The following is a 19,742-nucleotide window of genomic DNA, read 5'->3' on the forward strand; positions in this document are numbered from 1 at the left end:
GAACTGGCGGCAATGAAGGAGGTTCAAAAATGAAACACTATCTGCCACAGGTGCGATTCTGGAAAATTATTTCGATTATACTGGCGCTGACCGGGGTGCTCTTTACCCTGATCGGTATTTTCTGCACAGAAGGAGCCCTTGCAGTTCACTGGGGGAGTGACGGTACACCGAACGGATTTGCAGGAAAAATAGTACTTGTACTTATAGCGCTGATGGGGGTGCTGTCCATGTTTTCCGGCGAAAGTTTCCGAAAAGAGCGCCCGGGATGGCATATCCCGGTGGGGCCTGAGATGGGGTATGCTCTTTCAACAGGCCTGACAGGCTGTTGTGCGGGAGTCAACGTGATTGTTGTTCTCTATTATTTCCGGCCCGACGAGAGGATTCCCGCTGTGGGAGCAATCGCCATTATTGTCCTGTATCTTATGTTTATAATGATTGCCTTTTACAGAGACAGGAGATACAACGGCCGGGATGTAAAAACAGGAGAGGAGAGTCATCGATGATCAGAGAAATGAACAGCGCGGATCTGGACGAAACCGCCCGGATCTGGCTGGATGCAAACGTGGAGGCGCACGGTTTTATTCCGGCGGAATACTGGAAAAACAATTTCCCTATGGTAAAGGAGCTGCTCCTTGAGGCGGAAGTGTATGTGTATATTGACGAGGTGAAAAACGAAGTATCGGGATTCATCGGTCTGAATGAAAATCATATAGAAGGAATCTTTGTAAAAAGCAGCGCCCGCTCCGCAGGAATCGGGAAGGCGCTGCTTGATTTTGCCAAAGAGAAGAAAGAGTATCTTACGCTGAATGTGTATCAGAAGAACGCAAGGGCCGTAAAGTTTTATGAACGGGAAGGCTTTGCTGTTGAGCGGGAAGGCATTGACGGGGAGACAGGGGAGAAGGACTTCTTCATGGTCAGCCGACGCCTTTCTTAAGTTCGCCCTCAAACTCCCGGTTCTGCCGGTATATGATCCATGCAGAGAGCACGCAGACCGAGGCGAGTGTCAGTGCAAGAATACACAGCGTTTCCCAGGGGTAAGAGAAACGGAAATAAAAAAGTTTGGTCCGTATCGCTTTTGCAAGCCCCCATATGACTGCACTTCCCACGGCCGACACAGATGCCATGAGGATGAACCAGTATTCCATGCCCTCGAGAAACAGCATTTTTTTAAGCTGAACGGAAGTCAGGCCGAGGCCCTGCATGATGGCCAGTTCTCTTTTGCGGACAGAGGACATGGCGAAAAGAGTGTTGGTATAATAGAAATGAACAGGCATTCCCGTCACATCCCCGGCCTGGCGCATGAGCTCTTCCGACAGTTCGTTGTAGTGCAGAAGGATGCACCCGTTTCCCTGCCGGAAAGTTTCCATATCAACGGAAAGTCCGAAGGAATCCACATATTTTTCCAGCTCTTTTACAAACGAATCACTTACGATCTGAAGCGTCGCGAATGCGATGCCTGTCTCCGGGGCGTCCAGAGATTTTCTTCGGGGCAGCAGAGAGGCGTCCGTCTGAAAATCAATTACCGCATAGCTGCCGGACGCAATGGAAAATGTGTCCCGGTCGATCCCGTCTGTCTCAAATACCGAATCCAGAAGTGTCTGAGAGAGAACCGGGGTGCTGTCGTTGATTTTCACCGGAACATCCTCCGGAAACCGGGTGATTCCCGAGAGAATGCCGAACTGAAAATCCGGATTCTCTTTGATCTTGTTGGTAAGATCCGTTCCCGTCATGATCACGGCTGCGCACAGTGCAGTGACGCATCCGGTCAGCAGCGAGAAAAGGCTGATAAAAAGCCTGCGCCGGGATCTGGAAAGATTCCGCCATGCAAGGGAGGGCAGGAGAAAACGGCCGACGGTTCGGGACTGTTTTTTGATGGCAGACGTGTATTCTGCGGAAACACCGGTATAACGGACCGATTCGACAGGGTTCATTTTAACTGCGCGCCTCACGGCAGCAGCGGAAGCGGTGAACGCAACTGCAAAGGTAAGTATTGCGGCCCCGCACAGCAGGAGAGGATAAAAGGCGGATACGTCACTTCTGCCGAGCCCTTTCATGAAAAGTCTCTGAAGTATGAACGGGAGAAACAGTTTTACAAAAAGGAGTCCGCATGCGCTTCCGGTAAAGATTCCGATTATGATATTACGGAGATTCTGACGGAAAGCGATGGTACAGAGCTGTCGTCCGGAGGCTCCGAGTATCGTAAGCAGTCCGTACTGCTGTACGCTTCTTGCCATTGTGATGGAGACAACGTTGAAGATCAGCAGAAAAGCGCACAGGATGACGAGAATACCGCAGCCTGCCGCAATCGGCACACTGCCGAAAACTCCCTCAATACTCTGGGTAATCATCGGATTTTCCGCAAATACCTGCTGGGCTTCATATTCCATCGTAAGGTCCGAATACAGCATAGTCTCAATATCTGTCCGCTCCCGGGAGGGATCGCTTACCGCCATCACCTTATCCGCCGGAAAGACCGGAATATCCAGACGGTCAAGAAACGCGCGGGAAACATATCCTTCTTCTTCCCTGACGGAGTCATCGGCGTAGTCGGTATAATACCCGCTTAAGATGAAAGAAACGGAAACCGGTTCCCCGTCTTCCCGCCCGGATGGGAGAACATCCATTTCAAGGGTCATACCCGGGGAGGGATTTTCAATTCCCATGAGAGAAAGACTGTCTGCGGACAGCATGATTTCCTCCTCCTTTTCCGGATAATTTCCGACGATATCCGTGTACGCCGGTTTCAGCATTTTCTCGTAGGCTACCGGATCCACCCATATAAGGTCTCCTGTCCATATATCGCCGAAAGCGGCTGTGCCTGCGGTTCCCATTCCGCGAAGGTCAATCAGGCAGTCAGAGTGGATTTTCCCATATGCCAGTGAGAAGGCTGTGTAGAGAAGAAACACGGACATGGCGGCCGCAGCGATAAAGACGTGATTCTGACGGCGGTTCTCTCTGTAATATGTGTCCGAGAGCTCACGCACTGCGGATGTATGAGGGATTTTCCTGCGGATTTTCATAATGATTCGCCTCCTTTCCGGAAGAGTACGTCAGCGGAAGGAAAACGTTCATTGCCGGGGACAATCAGTCCGTCCTCGATTCGGATAATCCGGTCCGCCATGCTCGCCACATCCGCACTGTGCGTGACGACGATAAGCGTCTGGCGAAATTTTCGGGAAAGCGACTGCATCAGCGTCATCACTTCCGCGCCAGTCCGGGAGTCAAGATTTCCTGTGGGTTCGTCCGCGAGCACGACAGCGGGACGGGATGCGAGCGCTCTTGCTATGGCTGTACGCTGCTGTTCTCCTCCGGAGAGCGCGCCGGGAGTCCGGTGTATTTTATCGGCCAGTCCGAGTGATTTAAGCAGCGTCCGGATAAAGCCGCGGTCGATCTCCTGTCCGTCCAGCTTCAGCGGAAGGACGATGTTGTCGTACACATTCAGCACGGGAATGAGATTGAAATTCTGAAAGATAAACCCAATGCTGCGCCGGCGGAAAACGGCCTTCTCGTCACGGGACATGTCAGAAAGACGGGTTCCCCGTATTATAACATCGCCTTCTGTGGGGGAATCCAGCGCGCCGAGTATGTTCAGAAGCGTGGATTTCCCGCTGCCGGACGATCCGACAACAGCAGTAAACGTTCCCTCTTCGACAGTAAAACTGACTCCGCGCAGTGCGCAGGTCTCAAGCGCTCCTGTCCGGTATACTTTTTTCAGATCAGATGCAGTGATTATATTCATTGTACCGCCCCTCCTTTTACAGAAAATAAATGACGCTTTAACAGGTGATGCCTGAGCGTCCTGTCCTGTTCAGAAGTCAGAGTAGCAGACAATTTTTTATATACACAGGAGAAAATCTTAAGATAGACTGAATTTTAAACACGCTGCCCCAACCTTAATAAAATCATAAGATTTTCCCCAATCACGCTTAAAAATTTCCCCTTATCATGTATACTATAGAGAGGCAAAAGAGAATTGAAGGGGTGATTGAAGTGTATAACATACTTGTATGTGACGACGACAAAGAGATCGTGGAGGCGATTGAGATATATCTGTCCCAGGAGGGATACCATATTTTAAAGGCGTACGACGGCATCGAGGCGCTGAGCGTCCTTGAGAAAGAGAAGATCGATCTTCTGATTCTTGATGTGATGATGCCGAAGCTTGACGGAATCCGGGCGACGCTTAAGATCCGGGAGAAAAACAGCATACCGATTATTATCCTGTCAGCGAAGTCAGAGGATGCGGATAAGATCCTCGGGCTCAACGTAGGCGCGGACGACTATGTGACGAAACCGTTCAGCCCGCTGGAGCTGATCGCCCGTGTGAAGTCCCAGCTGCGAAGATACAATCAGCTCGGCGGTTCGGCGCAGACCGAACAGGAAAAGGTCTATCAGGTCGGCGGCCTCCAGATCAATGACGACTTAAAGGAAGTCACTGTGGACGGAGAACCGGTGAAGCTGACGCCGATTGAATACAATATTCTTCTGCTTCTCATGAAAAATCAGGGCCGGGTCTTTTCCATCAGCCAGATTTACGAATCGATCTGGAACGAGGAGGCCATCGGCGCGGACAACACTGTGGCGGTTCATATCCGGCATATCCGCGAAAAGATCGAGATCAATCCGAAAGATCCGAGATACTTAAAGGTTGTATGGGGAGTCGGCTACAAGATTGAAAAATCGTGAAAGGGGGAGAATATATGACATACTGGTACAGAAAGGCTTCGGCCAAAGCCGCGGTGCTCATTGCCGGAGTTCTTGGCGGAGCGGTGTTTGCGGCGGCGCTTGTCTCGGCCGCTACGCTGGCGGGATCGATCCATCCGTCGGATATGTTCTCACAGGGGACTTATGAGGAGTCGGATGATTTTGAAAATGCAGTGGACGGTTCCGTATATGAAGTGCTGCGGAAGTTCAGGCTGTCCGCCTTTTTTGAGACAGACGGAGCATACAATCCGGATAAAGTCATTGATATCAGAGAGTACGGCCAGTATACGGAAGGTGCGGAGGCAGTGGATGACAACCGCTCCGGAATTGAGTATACCGTCGGTGAGCTGGTCGACTGGAGCCGGGAATATATGACCGGAAACAGCTCGTCCTATGATGAGAACAATGTCGTTGTCTGCCAGCGTGCGGACGGGAGTTATTACTATTATTATCTGGAAGAATTTTTAAATCTTTTTGAGAGCGGGGAGCTCACCGCTTCGTTTGAAACAGAGTATCAGAACCAGGCCGGTTTTCTGCAGGAACTGGCAGGCGGCAGGCTCACGTCCTCGGGAGGATACGGGCTGACGATCTCTGACCGGGACGGAAATGTGCTTTATACAGACTGCTGGAGCTACGGGGAATCGCTGAAGGAACAGGGGACGCCCGTCGGGGCCGAAAACCTGCTTCAGGCGGTCAATGCCTCGGAGAAGCTGAACGGGCAGCTCTCGAATATTTACAGTGATCTCAGCTACGTCTTAAGCAACATTTATTCGGACTACTTAAGCTATGAGAGCGGCTGGGAGTATCTGAAAGAGGGAAACACGAACCTGACCTATCTCTTCGTTGACGAAAATACGGGGCAGGTGTTTACAAACAGAAGTGAATACGCGGACTACAGCAGGGCGGAAGAGAACATCGAGAAAATGAAATCCGGTGATTCGGTGCGCTATCTGGTTATCTATCCTCAGCTGGAAGACTATGAGTCAAATATGTCGCTTACTGCCTCAACCGAGTGGGAGATGGTAAGAAGCCAGATGGGCGGCTCACAGTTTAACGGCATACTGGCGGTGTCCGTGGATACATCCTATCCGGTGCAGGATCTGTTTTATGAAGGAAATGAGCGGTATGAGGAGAACGTGCCGATTTTAAGAGCCGCGGTTATACTGACGGCGGCGGGGGCGCTTCTTTTCCTGATCGCGCTTGTCTGGCTTACCGTGACAGCGGGCAGACAGCCTGAGGACGGGGAGAGCCGGGAGATTCACCTGACGGCATTTGACCGGTGGAAAACCGAGCCTGCGGCCATATGCGTGATCGCGGTCTGGATAGCCGGGACATGGCTTTTATGGGGAATGGGGATCGTTTCTGCGGACTCATTGTCCACGACGTCAAGTTACTATGCGGACCAGTACATGAGCGGGACGAATACCGTATATAATGCGGCAGTTGCAAATTCGCTGAGTGTGTCAGATACTGTATTTGTCTTCGGTTACGGACTGTTTACGTTCCTCTGCTTTTTCTGGGGATATTTAAGCCTTGTGCGGAGGATCCGCGCGAAGACCGTCTGGAAGGGGAGTCTGACCCGCGCGGTGATCGTGTTCGCAAAAGACGTGCTGCGCGCCCGGAGCGTAACCGTGAGAACTGGGGTGATTACAGCCGGTTTTCTGGCATTTCAGTTCGTTGCCATCCTTGTAAGGAATGTCCCGATGCTCGTCCTCGCGCTTGCGTCGGATGCGGTGGTATTCTGGTATGTCCTAAGCAGTGCGATGGCAAAGGAGCGGATCAGAAAAGGGATTGTGGAGATCGCCTCGGGAAATCTGGAATACCGCATTGACCTTGAGAAGCTTCGCGGCACGGACCTTGAGATGGCGGAGCGGGTGAATGATATCGGAAGCGGCCTGAACAAGGCGATGGCTGAGGCGATGAAAGGCGAGCGGCTGAAGACGGATCTGATCACGAACGTCTCTCATGATATTAAGACGCCTCTGACTTCTATTATAAATTATGTGGATATCCTGAAGCGGTCCGACATAGCGGATGAGAAAATTCAGGGGTATCTCGACATCCTGGAGGCGAAGGCGCAGCGGTTAAAGACGCTGACCGAGGACGTGGTGGAAGCGTCGAAAGTGAGCAGCGGAAACATTACCCTCGAATATATGGATATGGATCTGCGGGAACTGGTGCAGCAGTCGTCCGGGGAACTGGAGGAGAAGTTTACAGCCCGCAATCTGAAGGTCGTCTTAAGCCTCCCGGAGGAACCGGCGGTTATCCATGTGGACGGAAGACGTATGTGGCGCGTGCTTGAAAATATATTCGGAAACGCGGCGAAATACGCCATGCCGGGGACCAGAGTGTACGCGGATCTTACGATGAATGAAAAAAATGTGGAGTTTTCACTGAAAAATGTATCAGAGCAGCAGCTCAACATCTCTGCGGATGAGCTGACCGAGAGATTCATACGCGGCGATATTTCGAGAAGCACAGAGGGAAGCGGGCTTGGCCTTTCCATCGCAAAAAGCCTGACGACAATGCAGGGCGGCGAGTTTGAGCTGTATCTGGACGGAGACCTCTTCCGGGTGAATATCCGGTTCCCGCGCGCGGGGGCTCGATGAAAACCGGATGCGCCATCCGGCAGCAGGGGGGCCCCGGACGTGACTTCGGGTATGAATCCGGTGAAAAATTACTTGAATTCTGCGGTTGTATGTGTTAACATAGCCGTGTATGGAAAGCAGGTATTTGGAACGTTCTCCATGCAAATATTTTACGCGGCGTCAAGCTGCATTATTGATTGAGTTAGAAGCTCAAATTTTATAAGTTGGTTACTTTATAACCCTGGTGTGCATACGCATACGCAACTTGTGAAACGGTCAATAAGAGTAGTAAAAGTAAAAATATTTGCTATATAGACTCTACGTCCAGTATCTGTTATATTATATCGGAAAGTAAGAAAGAAGCCTCTGTGCGGGCTTATGATCTTACGGAAAAACGAGAACATAACGCGATATTTCTCACAGGCTGAATGCGGTGCATTCAGCCTGTTTTTTGTAGTGGAGGTCGTTTGAGATGGATAAATTATCACAGAAGAGAGCGCCGATCTACGAAGCGCTTGAGAAATTCAGGAGAAACCGGGTCGTCCCCTTCGACGTGCCGGGACATAAACACGGAAGAGGAAATCCGGAGCTGGCGGAACTTCTCGGAGAGCGGTGCGTCAGCATCGATGTAAACTCTATGAAACCGCTCGACAATCTCTGCCATCCGGTATCTGTCATAAAGGAAGCGGAAGAACTGGCGGCGGACGCATTCGGCGCAAGCCACGCGTTTCTCATGGTGGGCGGCACCACTTCGGCGGTGCAGACGATGGTTCTGGCGTGCTGCAAGAAAGGGGATAAGATCATCCTTCCGAGAAACGTGCACCGGAGCGCAATCAACGCCATGGTGCTCTGCGGAGCGAAGCCGATCTATGTGAATCCGGATGTGGATCAGGGACTCGGCATCTCTCTCGGAATGAAGAGGGAGGATGTGGAGCGTGCCATCCGGGAGAATCCGGACGCGGTGGCGGTGTTTGTCAATAATCCGACGTATTACGGAGTCTGTTCCGATCTTAAGGCGATCGTAAAGCTCGCCCACGAACACGGAATGAAAGTTCTCGCGGACGAAGCCCACGGCACACATTTTTATTTTGGAAAAGATCTGCCCGTGTCGGCTATGGAAGCCGGGGCGGATATCGCGTCTGTGAGTATGCACAAATCAGGCGGAAGCCTGACACAGAGTTCCTTTCTGCTGATCGGAAAAGGGATGCAGCCGGGCTACATCCGCCAGATTATCAATCTGACCCAGACGACAAGCGGATCCTATCTGCTTCTCTCCAGCCTGGATATTTCCCGCCGGAACCTGGCTCTTCGCGGAGAGGAGTCGTTTAAAATGGTAACAGAGCTGGCAGAGTATGCCAGAATGGAGATCAACCAGATCGGAGATTACTATGCGTTCGGCAGAGAGATGATCAACGGAGACAGTATCTATGACTTCGACCCGACGAAACTGTCCATTCACACGCTGGATATCGGGCTTGCGGGAATCGAGGTGTATGACATCCTCCGCGACGAGTACGATATTCAGATCGAGTTCGGGGATCTGGGAAATATCCTTGCCTATCTGTCTATCGGCGACCGGAAGCGGGAGGTGGAGCGCCTTGTGACCGCGCTGGCGGATCTGAAGAGAAGATATAAAAAGGACAAAACCGGAATGCTTACGCAGGAGTACATTGCGCCGAAGGTTGTCATGACGCCCCAGGATTCCTTCTATGCGGAAAAGGAGTCTCTGCCCCTTCACGAGACGAAAGGCCGGATCTGTTCCGAGTTCGTCATGTGCTATCCGCCGGGGATTCCGGTGCTGGCGCCGGGGGAGGAGATCACGGACGAGATCATAGACTATATCGATTATGCGAAGGAGAAAGGCTGTTCCATGACCGGGCCGGAAGATGAAAAGATCGAGCGGCTCAACGTGCTGACGGAGAGGCCGTAAGAGAAGCGGATATAGAGAACAGGATATAGAGAATAAGATATAGAGAACAGGATATAAAAGAAAGGAGAGAGCATCCGATGGAAATGTGGTTTTCAGATATACATACGGACGGCGTGAAGCTGTCCATCCGCATCGAAGAACAGCTGTTCAGCGCCCAGAGTGAGGTGCAGCGGATCGATGTGCTGGAATCGAAAGATTTCGGGAAGATCCTTGTGGTGGACGGGGATCTGATGCTCACAGAGCGGGATGAATTTATCTATCATGAGATGATCACCCACGTCCCCATGGCGGTGCACCCGGATGTGCGGGAAGTGCTCGTTGTGGGAGGCGGAGACGGCGGCGTTGTGCGGGAGCTGATCAAGTATGATACAATTGAGAAGATTGACGTCGTGGAGCCGGATCCGCTTCTTGTGGAAGTGTGCCGGAAATATATCCCGGAGATCGCCAACAGTTTGACTGACGAGAGAGTCCATATCTTTCACGAAGACGGACTGCGGTTTATCCGTTCCAAGGGAGATGCGTATGATCTGATTATCATCGACTCCCCGAACCCGTTCGGCGCAGGAGAGGGGCTGTTCACAAAGGAATTTTACGGAAACTGCTTTAATGCGCTCCATGAGGACGGCATCATGATCAATCAGAATGAAAGCCCGTTCTATACGGAAGAAGCTTTTCAGTGCCAGCGGATGCACCGGAGAATACTGGAGACATTTCCGATCTGCCGCGTGTACCAGGCACATATTCCGTCCTATCCGTCGGGCCACTGGCTCTTCGGCTTCGCCTCGAAGAAATACCACCCGCTGGATGATCTGGACAAGGTGGGCTGGAAACTGAAAGGAATCCATACCAAATATTACGAGCCGAGGCTTCACGCGGGCGTGTTTGCGCTCCCGGCGTATGTGGAGGAGCTTCTGGAAGACGTGGAAAATAAGGGGAGGCCGTAAATGCAGAAAAATACAGTAAATTATATCGGGTGCGACGCAGAGTATCAAGATGCGTCGGTCGTTCTCTTCGGAGCGCCCTATGATTCGACGACGTCGTTCCGGCCGGGAACCCGGTTCGCGGGACAGGCCATCCGGAACGACTCATACGGGCTCGAGATATACAGCCCGTATCAGGACAAAGAATTGACAGAAGATACAGTGTATGACTGCGGAGATCTGGAGCTGGCTATCGGAAGCTCCGAGCGGGTACTGGAACAGATCCGCGAGTGCGCGGAGGAGATTTTAAAAGACGGGAAGCTGCCGTTTATGATCGGCGGGGAGCACCTGGTGACGCTCGGAAGCGTACGCGCCGCCGCAGAGAAATATCCGGATATGCACATCATACATTTTGATGCGCACACGGATCTTCGGCAGGACTATCTGGGGGTCGAACTCTCCCACGCCTGCGTTATGAGAAGATGCTGGGAAATACTTGGGGACGGAAAGATCCACCAGTTCGGCATCCGCTCGGGGGAGCGCGAAGAGTTCGAGTGGGCGAAGAGCGGCCACACGGATTTTCACCCGTTCCGGCTTGACGGACTCGAGGAGACACTGGAAAAGATCGGCAGTGCGCCGGTGTATTTCTCCGTGGACCTGGATGTGATGGACCCGTCGGTATTTCCGGGGACGGGTACTCCGGAGCCGGGCGGAGCAGACTTTCTGTCTGTGATGGATGCAGTGACAAAAGTGTGCGGGAGAGCAAACCTGATCGGGTGCGACGTCAATGAACTGTGCCCGCCCTGCGATCCGACCGGGGCGTCCACGGCCGTGGCGTGCAAGATTATCCGGGAGATGCTGATCGCGATTGTAAACCGAAATTGAGATAAAAGAAAGGAGCAAGTAAGATGGGAAAAGTAATGGTAATCGGCTGCGGAGGTGTGGCCAGCGTGGCAATTCACAAGATCTGTCAGAACAGCGAGGTGTTTTCTGAGCTGTGTATCGCCAGCAGAACAGTGTCAAAGTGTGATGCGCTCAAAGAGAAACTTCAGGGGACAACAGCGACAAAAATCACAACCGCGCAGGTGGACGCGGATAATGTGGAGGAGCTGACTGCGCTGATTAAAAAGGAGCAGCCGGAAGTTGTGCTTAATCTGGCGCTGCCGTATCAGGATCTGACGATCATGGACGCATGTCTGGCAGCGGGAGTGCACTACATTGATACCGCCAACTATGAGCCGGAGGATACGGCGAAATTCGAGTACAAATGGCAGTGGGCGTATCGGGAGCGATTTGAAAAGGCGGGGCTTACCGCTCTTCTCGGAAGCGGATTCGACCCGGGCGTGACAAGTGTATTTTCTGCATATGCGCTGAAACATTATTTTGACGAAATCAACTATATTGATATACTGGACTGCAATGCAGGCGATCACGGGTATCCGTTTGCGACGAATTTCAATCCGGAGATCAATATCCGCGAAGTTTCCGCGAAGGGATCCTACTGGGAAGACGGCCGCTGGGTAGAGACAGAGCCGATGGAGATCAAAAGAGTATACAATTTCCCGGAGATCGGGGAGAAGGACATGTATCTGCTTCACCATGAGGAGATCGAATCGCTGGCTCTCAATATTCCGGGAATCAAACGAATCCGTTTCTTTATGACATTCGGGGAGAGCTATCTGACACATCTGCGCTGCCTCGAAGACGTGGGAATGACGTCCATCGAACCGATCATGTATGAGGGACGCGAGATCGTGCCGCTGCAGTTCTTAAAAGCAGTCCTTCCGGATCCGTCCTCGCTTGGCCCGAGAACAAAGGGAAAGACGAATATCGGATGTATTTTTATCGGAAAGAAGGATGGGCAGGAGAAGAAACTCTACATATATAATACATGCGATCATCAGGAGTGCTATAAAGAGGTGGGCTCCCAGGCAGTCGCATACACGACGGGCGTTCCGGCCATGATCGGCGCCATGATGGTGATGACCGGAACATGGAAGAAACCGGGCGTATATAATATGGAAGAATTCGATCCGGATCCGTTCATGGATGCGCTCAACAAGTGGGGGCTTCCGTGGAAGATCAGCGAAGATCCGGAGCTGGTAGAGTAGGGAAAGGCAAAAGCTGCAGAAAGAACAAGATCGCGAAAAGGGAAAGCGCAAGAAAGAAAAGTGTAGTATAGATCTAGAAAAGAAAGGGACAGAGCGTGAACAGAGAGAAGCTGAGAACTCCGTGCTATGTAGTGCAGGAGCAGAAGTTAAGGGAAAATCTTGAGATACTCCGGGAAATACGTGAAGAGACAGGATGCCGTATCCTGCTGGCGCAGAAAGCCTTCTCCATGTACCGTGTCTATCCGATGATCGGGGAATATCTGGACGGAGCGACGGCCAGCGGACTGTATGAAGCAAGGCTCGGGTACGAGGAGATGGGAAAAGAAAACCATATCTTCTCGCCCGCCTACCGGGAGGAAGAGATGCCGGAGATTCTGCGCATGTGCGGTCATATCGTGTTCAACTCCCCGGCACAGTTTAAGAAATACAGAGATCAGGTCAGAAAAGCAGGGAGAAGTGCGGGGCTTCGCATCAACCCGGAGTGTTCCACGCAGGAAGGCCATGCGATCTATGATCCGTGCGCGCCTTATTCCAGACTCGGTACAACGCTTAAACGGTTCTGCGAAGAGATGTCGGAGGAGGACATCTCCGGTCTGGACGGGCTGCATTTTCACACGCTCTGCGAACAGAACGCCGATGATCTGGCGGTGACGCTGGATGAGGTGGAGGAGAAGTTCGGGCCGTATTTAAAGCGGATGAAATGGCTGAATTTCGGCGGCGGACACCACATTACCCGGGCGGATTATGACAGGGAACTTTTGAAAAAATGTATCCGTCACATGAAAGAGACCTATGATCTGGAGATCTATCTGGAACCGGGGGAGGCGATCGCCTTAAATGCGGGCGTCCTTCTCACGGAAGTTCTGGAGATTGTGGACAACGGCATGAAAATCGCGATCCTTGATACATCGGCGGCGTGCCATATGCCGGATGTGCTGGAGATGCCTTACCGGCCGCCGCTCAGAGACGCGGGGAATCCGGAAACGGATGCACAGAACGGCGAAGGATACATCCGCCCGTATATTTACCGGCTTGCGGGCCCGACCTGTCTGGCGGGGGATGTGATCGGAGACTATTCGTTTGAAAAGCCGATTCAGATCGGGGACCGGCTGGAATTTCAGGACATGGCGATCTACACGATGGTCAAAACAAACACGTTCAACGGCATGAAACTTCCGGATATTGTGCTGGAGAAAGAGGACGGGACGTGTGAGATGGTGAGAACTTTCGGATATGAAGATTTTAAGTCGAGGCTGTAGGCCTCGGCTTTTTTGTACAGGAAAAGTAGTTGACAAATTAATCCTACAAATGTAATATCAAATAAAAGAAACCTGATAGCTCTGTGAAAGTTTACTGGGGATTTGTAAGGAGGTTTTCATGACTACGCGAAAAGAGCATTTGAGAAAAAGAAAAGGACGCCGGAGAGGAAACCACAGAGTCGCACTGATTATCGGTGTATCCGCCGGCGTGGTTTTCTTATGCGCGGCGGCCGGAATTCTTGTGTGGAATATTTTTCTGAATCGCCCTGCGGCGGAAGATACGGTCCGGGAATATTTTGAACTGCTGAACGCCGGAGAGTATGGTCAGATGTACGGTTTCCTGAGCAGCGACTCGCAAAATGAGATCAGCGAGGAGGACTTTGTCAGCAGAAACCAGAATATTTACGAAGGAATCGGCGCATCCGACATTAAGGTTGACATTCCGGAGGAGGAGAATCCGTCCCGGGAAGACACGGAGACTGTCACATACACTACGTCGATGAATACAGCGGCCGGAGCGCTGGAGTTTAAGAACCAGATGACACTTGTGAAAAACGGGGACAGCGATTACCGCATTGACTGGGACTCTACGCTGATCTTCCCGTCGCTTCTGACGGATTACCGGGTTTCTCTGGACACAGTCAGCGCGAAACGCGGGACGATCTATGACAGAAACGGAAACATCCTTGCATCTCAGGGAACTGTCTCGCAGGTTGGCCTTGTGCCGGGGAAGATGAGCGAGAACCGGGAGGCGGATATTCAGAAGATTGCGGAAATTCTCGAGATCAGCGCAGAATCCATCAGTGCCGCCCTGAATGCATCCTATGTGCAGGACGATACTTTCGTGCCGTTGAAGCAGATCCCAAAGGATGACACAGAGAAGGAGGAGCAGCTTCTTCAGATAGCCGGAGTGCTGATCAGCGATGCGGAGGCCAGAGTCTATCCTCTCGGTGAGGCGGCCGGCCATCTGACCGGATATGTTCAGTCCATCACTGCCGAAGAACTGGAGGAAAAGCAGACAGAAGGATATACTTCAACCAGCGTGATCGGGAAGTCCGGACTGGAGGCAGCTTTTGAAGACAGACTGCGGGCGGTGGACGGGATTGCTGTCAATGTGGTAAACAGCGCGGGAAAAGTGATCGAAACACTTGTCTCGCAGGAGGCGCATGACGGCGAGGACATCTATGTGACGATCGATTCCTCCGTTCAGCAGACTGCGTATGAACAGTTCGCATCAGACAGAGGAACTGCCGCAGCCATGAATCCGCTGACTGGCGAGGTGCTTGCGCTTGTGAGCGCGCCCGGATACGATCCGAACGAGTTTGTCATGGGGCTTTCGGATACGCGGTGGAATGAACTGAACAGCTCGGAAGACATGCCGCTCAACAGCCGCTTCCAGAGCACCTGGGTTCCGGGGTCCACATTTAAAGGAATCACGGCGGCAGTGGGAGTAGAGAGCGGACGGATTATCCCGGATGAGAACCTGGGATATGTAGGGCTGAGCTGGCAGGCTGACGCGGGCTGGGGAGACTACTATGTAACTACGCTGACAGATTACGGCACTGAAGTAAATCTGAGAAACGCACTCGTTTACTCTGACAATATTTATTTTGCCCGGGCGGCGCTCAATATCGGCGGGGATGTGATGAAAGACTATTTCGGGAAAATGGGCTTCGGCGAAGAACTTCCGTTTGCGCTGAGTCTTCAGCAGTCCACTTATGACGACGACGGGAATATTGATTCCGACATCCAGCTGGCAGATACAGGCTACGGACAGGGCCGGCTCCTTGTCAATCCGGTTCATCTGCTGTCCATGTACTCTATGTTTGTCAACGGCGGAAATATGATTCTGCCGGTGCTTGAGCTCGAGGAAGGATATACGCCTCAGATCTGGAAAGAGCAGGTGGTCAGTGCCGCCACAGCCGAGACCGTGAAGAATGATCTGATCCAGGTCGTGGAAGACCCGACCGGAACCGGGGCGAGCGCGAAGATCGACGGAGTCACCATGCTTGGAAAGACCGGGACTGCGGAGATCAAGGAAAGTCAGGATGACACCGAAGGGATCGAGAGGGGATGGTTTATCTGTGAGACGATCGATGCAGCAGAAAAGCCGATCGCGGTCGTCGGGATGGTGGAGGATGTAAAGCAGCTGGGCGGCAGCAGTTATGTGACGGGGAAGGTAAGAGAAATCGTGGAGGGGTATGCAGGAATCTGAACTGAAAATACAAACCACCCGACACAACTGTCTCTATGATTTCCTCACCTGCTGCGCTATAATGGGCGCAGAACAGAGAAAAGGAGAGATGCGTTTATGGAGACATTTGGTTCCAGGGTGAGAGAACTGAGAACTGCGGCGGGATTAAGCCAGGAGAAGCTTGCCGAGCGGCTGAATATTTCCGTAAAATCCGTTCAGAGATACGAGAAAGAGCGCCGGCCGGATACGCAGGTGCTGATCCTGCTTGCTACATATTTCAATGTGTCGACGGATTATCTGCTTGGACTGAAAAGCTACAGAGAGATTCTGGAAGAGCGAAAGGACAAGCGGATTGCGGGAACAGAATACAGCTGGTTTTACAGCCATTACCTGAAATGCCTGAACGATTATACCATTACGGAAAACGCAGTGTACTACTGGATCCAGATGGATGGAAACCAGTTCGGCGGGCAGACAGAATGGGCGGGCTGGGCGGACGAAGAGCGCCGTTATGAGATTCGGCGGCTCAGGCCGGTTATCCCGCAGAAAGCGATCGACCTGTGCGCAAAGGTCAATGGAAAGCCGATGGTGCTTAACAGTGAAACAGATGCAAAGGTGTATATGCTCTACGGCGGCGACGCAATCGTGCGGGAAGATATCTGCCGGGAGTACCTTCCGGAATTTATGGAAGATATTGTTATAAAGCGTGGGCAGTGACTTCCCTGCATACGGAATTTGCTGCTATCGTTTAAATATGAATACCGGAAGCGGCGGGCGGTTTTCCCGGTTGTAATATTCATTCACTATGACGGTGTATTCTCTTGCGGGAAGCATTTTTAAATATTGAAGGACCGCGTCCTTTTCCGCAAATCCCGTATCGCCGCCGCTGTAGATGCACAGGCTCATCATGCCGCCGCTTTTGAGGATCTTCAGTCCCTTTGCAATTGCGGTTATGCTTGTCTGGGGTTTTGTGGCGATCCGGTGGTCCCCGCCGGGGAGATAGCCGAAGTTAAAGCAGACGAGATCGGCGGTTTCAGGGGTGAAATAGCGGTCCATATTTTCGTGGCCGTCCTTTATCAGATAAATGTTTCCCTGAGCCAAGCTGCTGTTTTCTGAATTCAGAGGAACACTGGAATCTGAAAATTCCGGGCATACAGGGGCGGTATGGCGGATGTATCCGTATCCGTGACTTTCGAGAAGTTTTTCAGCTGCTGCAAATGCAGCCTCCTGAATGTCAAAGGCATACACACTTCCGTGTTCTCCGGCCAGCTGGCAGAGAAACAGCGTGTCATTGCCTTTCCCCATTGTGGCGTCGATGTAGAATCCGCCTTCCTTTACCTGGGAGCGGATGATGGAGTGGCACCAGTAAGTGATCTGTGACTGTTTCATGTTCAATCTTAATCCTCCGGTTTCGGGTGAACTGTTTTCTCAAAATATCATAGCAGGATTGGAGCGGGTTGAAAAGAGGAACCTCCTTGACATTCCTCCGGCGGTGTGCTAACCTTTTTAAAGATAAAGAAAAAAGCAATGACGAAGAGAGTAGTCTGCCGGAAGTTTTACAGAGAATTCCCACGGAGTGTTTCAACAGTCTGAGACGGATACAGGACGGGATTCCCGTTTTCTGTCTTAAGAGGCTCCAGGCTGAGAGGGATGAATGGACAGCAGATGAACATGGCTTCCGAGCAGCGCACCGAACTGCGGCGGCAGTAAGGCTGCGATGGGTCCGCCCGTTACAGCGGAGAGGTGCTGACAGGCACCTGCTGAGGTCTTTTTCCGCGAGGATAAGATGAAGAGAAGTGGTAACACGGTACAGAACCGTCTTCTTAATTTGCGTTATGCATTAAGGAGACGGTTTTTTTGTACGGGCGACGAGCCAAAGCCCGGGCTTGCCCGAGGACTTGGCGACCGCTTACAATCCCGGAATGTGCCGCCAGGCACTTCCGGTGATTTGTTTCGGGACAGAGCAAAGCGCAAAAAGGGACAGGGTGAATCCCGATTTGGGACACACTGAAATTCAATTGGGGACGTAGCAGAATTGAAAATGAGTACGTCCCCGAAGGAGGTAGTTATGTCAGAAAATCAGAATCAGAAACCAAAGTATTACATTACAACCGCGATCGCGTACACATCCGGAAAGCCGCATATCGGCAACACTTACGAGATCGTGCTGGCAGATGCGATTGCCCGCTACAAGAGAAGCCAGGGCTACGATGTGTTCTTCCAGACAGGTACGGATGAGCACGGACAGAAGATCGAGCTGAAGGCGGACGAGGCGGGAATCACGCCGAAGGAGTTTGTGGACAACGTTTCAACAGAGATCAAACGGATCTGGGATCTGATGGATACGTCTTACGACAAGTTTATCCGCACGACGGACGCAGATCACGAGAAACAGGTTCAGAAGATCTTCAAGAAACTCTACGATCAGGGAGATATTTACAAAGGATATTATGAGGGAATGTACTGCACGCCGTGCGAGTCGTTCTTCACAGAGTCTCAGCTTGTGGACGGCAAATGTCCGGACTGCGGGCGTGAGGTGCAGCCGGCGAAGGAGGAGGCATATTTCTTCAAGATGAGCAAATATGCGGACCGCCTGATCGAGCACATTAACAGCCATCCGGAGTTTATCCAGCCGGTATCGAGAAAAAATGAGATGATGAACAACTTCCTCCTGCCCGGACTTCAGGATCTGTGTGTGTCGAGGACATCTTTCAAATGGGGAATTCCGGTTGATTTTGACGACAAACACGTGGTCTATGTGTGGCTGGATGCCCTGACCAACTACATTACCGGAATCGGATATGACGCAGACGGAAACAGCACAGAACAGTTTGGGAAGCTGTGGCCGGCAGACCTTCACCTGATCGGTAAGGATATTATCCGTTTCCATACGATTTACTGGCCGATTTTCCTTATGGCGCTGGGCCTTCCGCTGCCGAAGCAGGTGTTTGGCCATCCGTGGCTTTTACAGGGGGACGGCAAGATGAGCAAATCCAAGGGAAATGTGCTTTATGCGGATGAGCTTGTCGATTTCTTCGGTGTGGACGCGGTGCGCTATTTCGTTCTTCACGAGATGCCTTTTGAAAATGACGGAGTTATCACATGGGAACTGATGGTAGAGCGCCTGAATTCCGACCTGGCGAATACGCTCGGAAACCTTGTAAACCGTACTGTATCCATGACGAACAAATATTTCGGCGGCACGGTATCTGACAAAGGAGCTGCGGAAGAGGTTGACGCAGATCTGAAGGCGGTTATGGAAAATACGCCGAAGGCTGTGGATGTGAAGATGAATGAGTTGAGAGTTGCGGATGCGATCACGGAGATTTTCAACCTGTTTAAGCGCTGCAACAAATATATTGATGAGACAACACCGTGGATTCTGGCAAAGGAAGAGGCGAAGAAAGACCGCCTTGAGACCGTTCTCTGGAATCTGATCCAGGGCATTTCCGTGGGCGCGCGGCTTCTGGAATCCTTCATGCCGTCTACGAGCAGAAAGATCCTCGAGCAGCTTGGCGACGGACATGTGACAGAGAAACCGGAGATTCTTTTCCAGCGTCTCGATATCGAGGAAGTGATGAAAAAGGTAGAGGAGCTGCACCCGCACAAAGAAGAGAGCGGAGATGACGCGGCAGAAGAGGCGGATGTGATCGATATTGAGGCAAAGCCGGAGATCACGTATGACCAGTTTTCTGCAATGCAGTTCCAGGTAGGCGAGATCATTGCCTGCGAGGAAGTGAAGAAGTCGAAAAAGCTTCTCTGTTCCCAGGTGAAGATCGGAAGCCAGGTTAAACAGATTGTATCCGGCATCAAGGCACACTATAAGCCGGAGGAAATGGTCGGCAAGAAGGTGATGGTTCTTGTAAACTTAAAGCCGGCGAAGCTTGCAGGCGTTGTGTCTGAGGGAATGCTGCTCTGCGCAGAGGATGCGGATGGAAATCTGGCGCTTGTGGTGCCGGAGAAGGAGATGCCGTCAGGCGCAGAGATCTGCTGATAAGGTATTCGGGTTTTCGGGCATCAATTGGAAAAAGCGGCA

The 19,742-nt window shown here is 51.9% G+C and carries 15 protein-coding genes; 12 read left to right on the plus strand and 3 right to left on the minus strand.

Features of this window, described 5'->3' with window-relative positions; all coding sequences use genetic code 11:
• Nucleotides 1-29: 29 nt before the first annotated feature.
• A complete protein-coding gene (locus LKD70_RS05490; protein WP_227707034.1) occupies nt 30-503 on the plus strand; it encodes a hypothetical protein in 474 nt (157 codons plus the stop codon).
• A complete protein-coding gene (locus LKD70_RS05495) occupies nt 500-934 on the plus strand; it encodes a GNAT family N-acetyltransferase (RefSeq protein WP_227707035.1) in 435 nt (144 codons plus the stop codon). The genes LKD70_RS05490 and LKD70_RS05495 overlap by 4 nt, the downstream gene beginning before the upstream one ends.
• On the opposite strand, the gene LKD70_RS05500 is transcribed toward LKD70_RS05495, so the two are convergent.
• Both LKD70_RS05500 and LKD70_RS05505 read right to left on the minus strand, forming a co-directional pair.
• The gene (locus tag LKD70_RS05500) at nt 915-3,020 is read right to left on the minus strand and encodes an FtsX-like permease family protein (RefSeq protein ID WP_227707036.1); all 2,106 of its coding nucleotides are present in this window, start codon (nt 3,018-3,020) and stop codon (nt 915-917) included. The two genes, LKD70_RS05495 and LKD70_RS05500, sit on opposite strands and share 20 nt — an antisense overlap.
• Nucleotides 3,017-3,739 carry an ABC transporter ATP-binding protein gene (locus LKD70_RS05505; protein ID WP_227707037.1) on the minus strand — a complete coding sequence of 241 codons (723 nt, stop codon included), beginning with the start codon at nt 3,737-3,739 and terminating at the stop codon, nt 3,017-3,019. Before LKD70_RS05505 ends, LKD70_RS05500 begins: the two co-directional genes overlap by 4 nt.
• A gap of 251 nt (nt 3,740-3,990) precedes the next feature.
• On the opposite strand from LKD70_RS05505, the gene LKD70_RS05510 reads away from it, so the two are divergent.
• The 9 genes from LKD70_RS05510 to LKD70_RS05550 all read left to right on the plus strand — a co-directional run bounded on the left by LKD70_RS05510 (nt 3,991) and on the right by LKD70_RS05550 (nt 16,423).
• On the plus strand, nt 3,991-4,686 hold the full coding sequence (locus LKD70_RS05510) for a response regulator transcription factor (RefSeq protein ID WP_227707110.1): 696 nt from the start codon (nt 3,991-3,993) through the stop codon (nt 4,684-4,686).
• Nucleotides 4,687-4,700: 14 nt separating this feature from the next.
• Nucleotides 4,701-7,313, plus strand: a complete 2,613-nt coding sequence (locus LKD70_RS05515; RefSeq protein WP_227707038.1) for a sensor histidine kinase — start codon at nt 4,701-4,703, stop codon at nt 7,311-7,313.
• Nucleotides 7,314-7,764: 451 nt separating this feature from the next.
• Nucleotides 7,765-9,222 (plus strand): aminotransferase class I/II-fold pyridoxal phosphate-dependent enzyme, encoded by a 1,458-nt coding sequence (locus tag LKD70_RS05520; protein ID WP_227707039.1) that lies wholly within the window; start codon nt 7,765-7,767, stop codon nt 9,220-9,222.
• Between the two features lie 77 nt (nt 9,223-9,299).
• Entirely contained in the window at nt 9,300-10,166 is an 867-nt protein-coding gene (gene speE, locus LKD70_RS05525) for a polyamine aminopropyltransferase (protein ID WP_227707040.1), read from the plus strand.
• Nucleotides 10,167-11,027 (plus strand): agmatinase, encoded by an 861-nt coding sequence (speB, locus tag LKD70_RS05530; protein ID WP_227707041.1) that lies wholly within the window; start codon nt 10,167-10,169, stop codon nt 11,025-11,027.
• 23 nt (nt 11,028-11,050) lie between these two features.
• The gene (locus LKD70_RS05535; RefSeq protein WP_227707042.1) at nt 11,051-12,253 is read left to right on the plus strand and encodes a saccharopine dehydrogenase family protein; all 1,203 of its coding nucleotides are present in this window, start codon (nt 11,051-11,053) and stop codon (nt 12,251-12,253) included.
• Between the two features lie 95 nt (nt 12,254-12,348).
• On the plus strand, nt 12,349-13,512 hold the full coding sequence (gene nspC, locus LKD70_RS05540) for a carboxynorspermidine decarboxylase (RefSeq protein WP_227707043.1): 1,164 nt from the start codon (nt 12,349-12,351) through the stop codon (nt 13,510-13,512).
• Nucleotides 13,513-13,630: 118 nt separating this feature from the next.
• A complete protein-coding gene (locus LKD70_RS05545; RefSeq protein WP_227707044.1) occupies nt 13,631-15,727 on the plus strand; it encodes a penicillin-binding transpeptidase domain-containing protein in 2,097 nt (698 codons plus the stop codon).
• Nucleotides 15,728-15,823: 96 nt separating this feature from the next.
• On the plus strand, nt 15,824-16,423 hold the full coding sequence (locus tag LKD70_RS05550; RefSeq protein ID WP_227707045.1) for a helix-turn-helix domain-containing protein: 600 nt from the start codon (nt 15,824-15,826) through the stop codon (nt 16,421-16,423).
• A 24-nt stretch (nt 16,424-16,447) separates the two neighbouring features.
• Here the strand turns inward: LKD70_RS05550 and LKD70_RS05555 are convergent, their stop codons facing one another.
• A complete protein-coding gene (locus tag LKD70_RS05555) occupies nt 16,448-17,095 on the minus strand; it encodes a tRNA (mnm(5)s(2)U34)-methyltransferase (protein WP_227707111.1) in 648 nt (215 codons plus the stop codon).
• Between the two features lie 679 nt (nt 17,096-17,774).
• On the opposite strand from LKD70_RS05555, the gene metG reads away from it, so the two are divergent.
• On the plus strand, nt 17,775-19,700 hold the full coding sequence (gene metG, locus LKD70_RS05560; RefSeq protein ID WP_227707046.1) for a methionine--tRNA ligase: 1,926 nt from the start codon (nt 17,775-17,777) through the stop codon (nt 19,698-19,700).
• Nucleotides 19,701-19,742 lie beyond the last annotated feature (42 nt).

The organism is Ruminococcus turbiniformis, from assembly GCF_020687545.1.
GTDB classification, from domain to species: domain Bacteria; phylum Bacillota; class Clostridia; order Lachnospirales; family Lachnospiraceae; genus Mediterraneibacter; species Mediterraneibacter turbiniformis.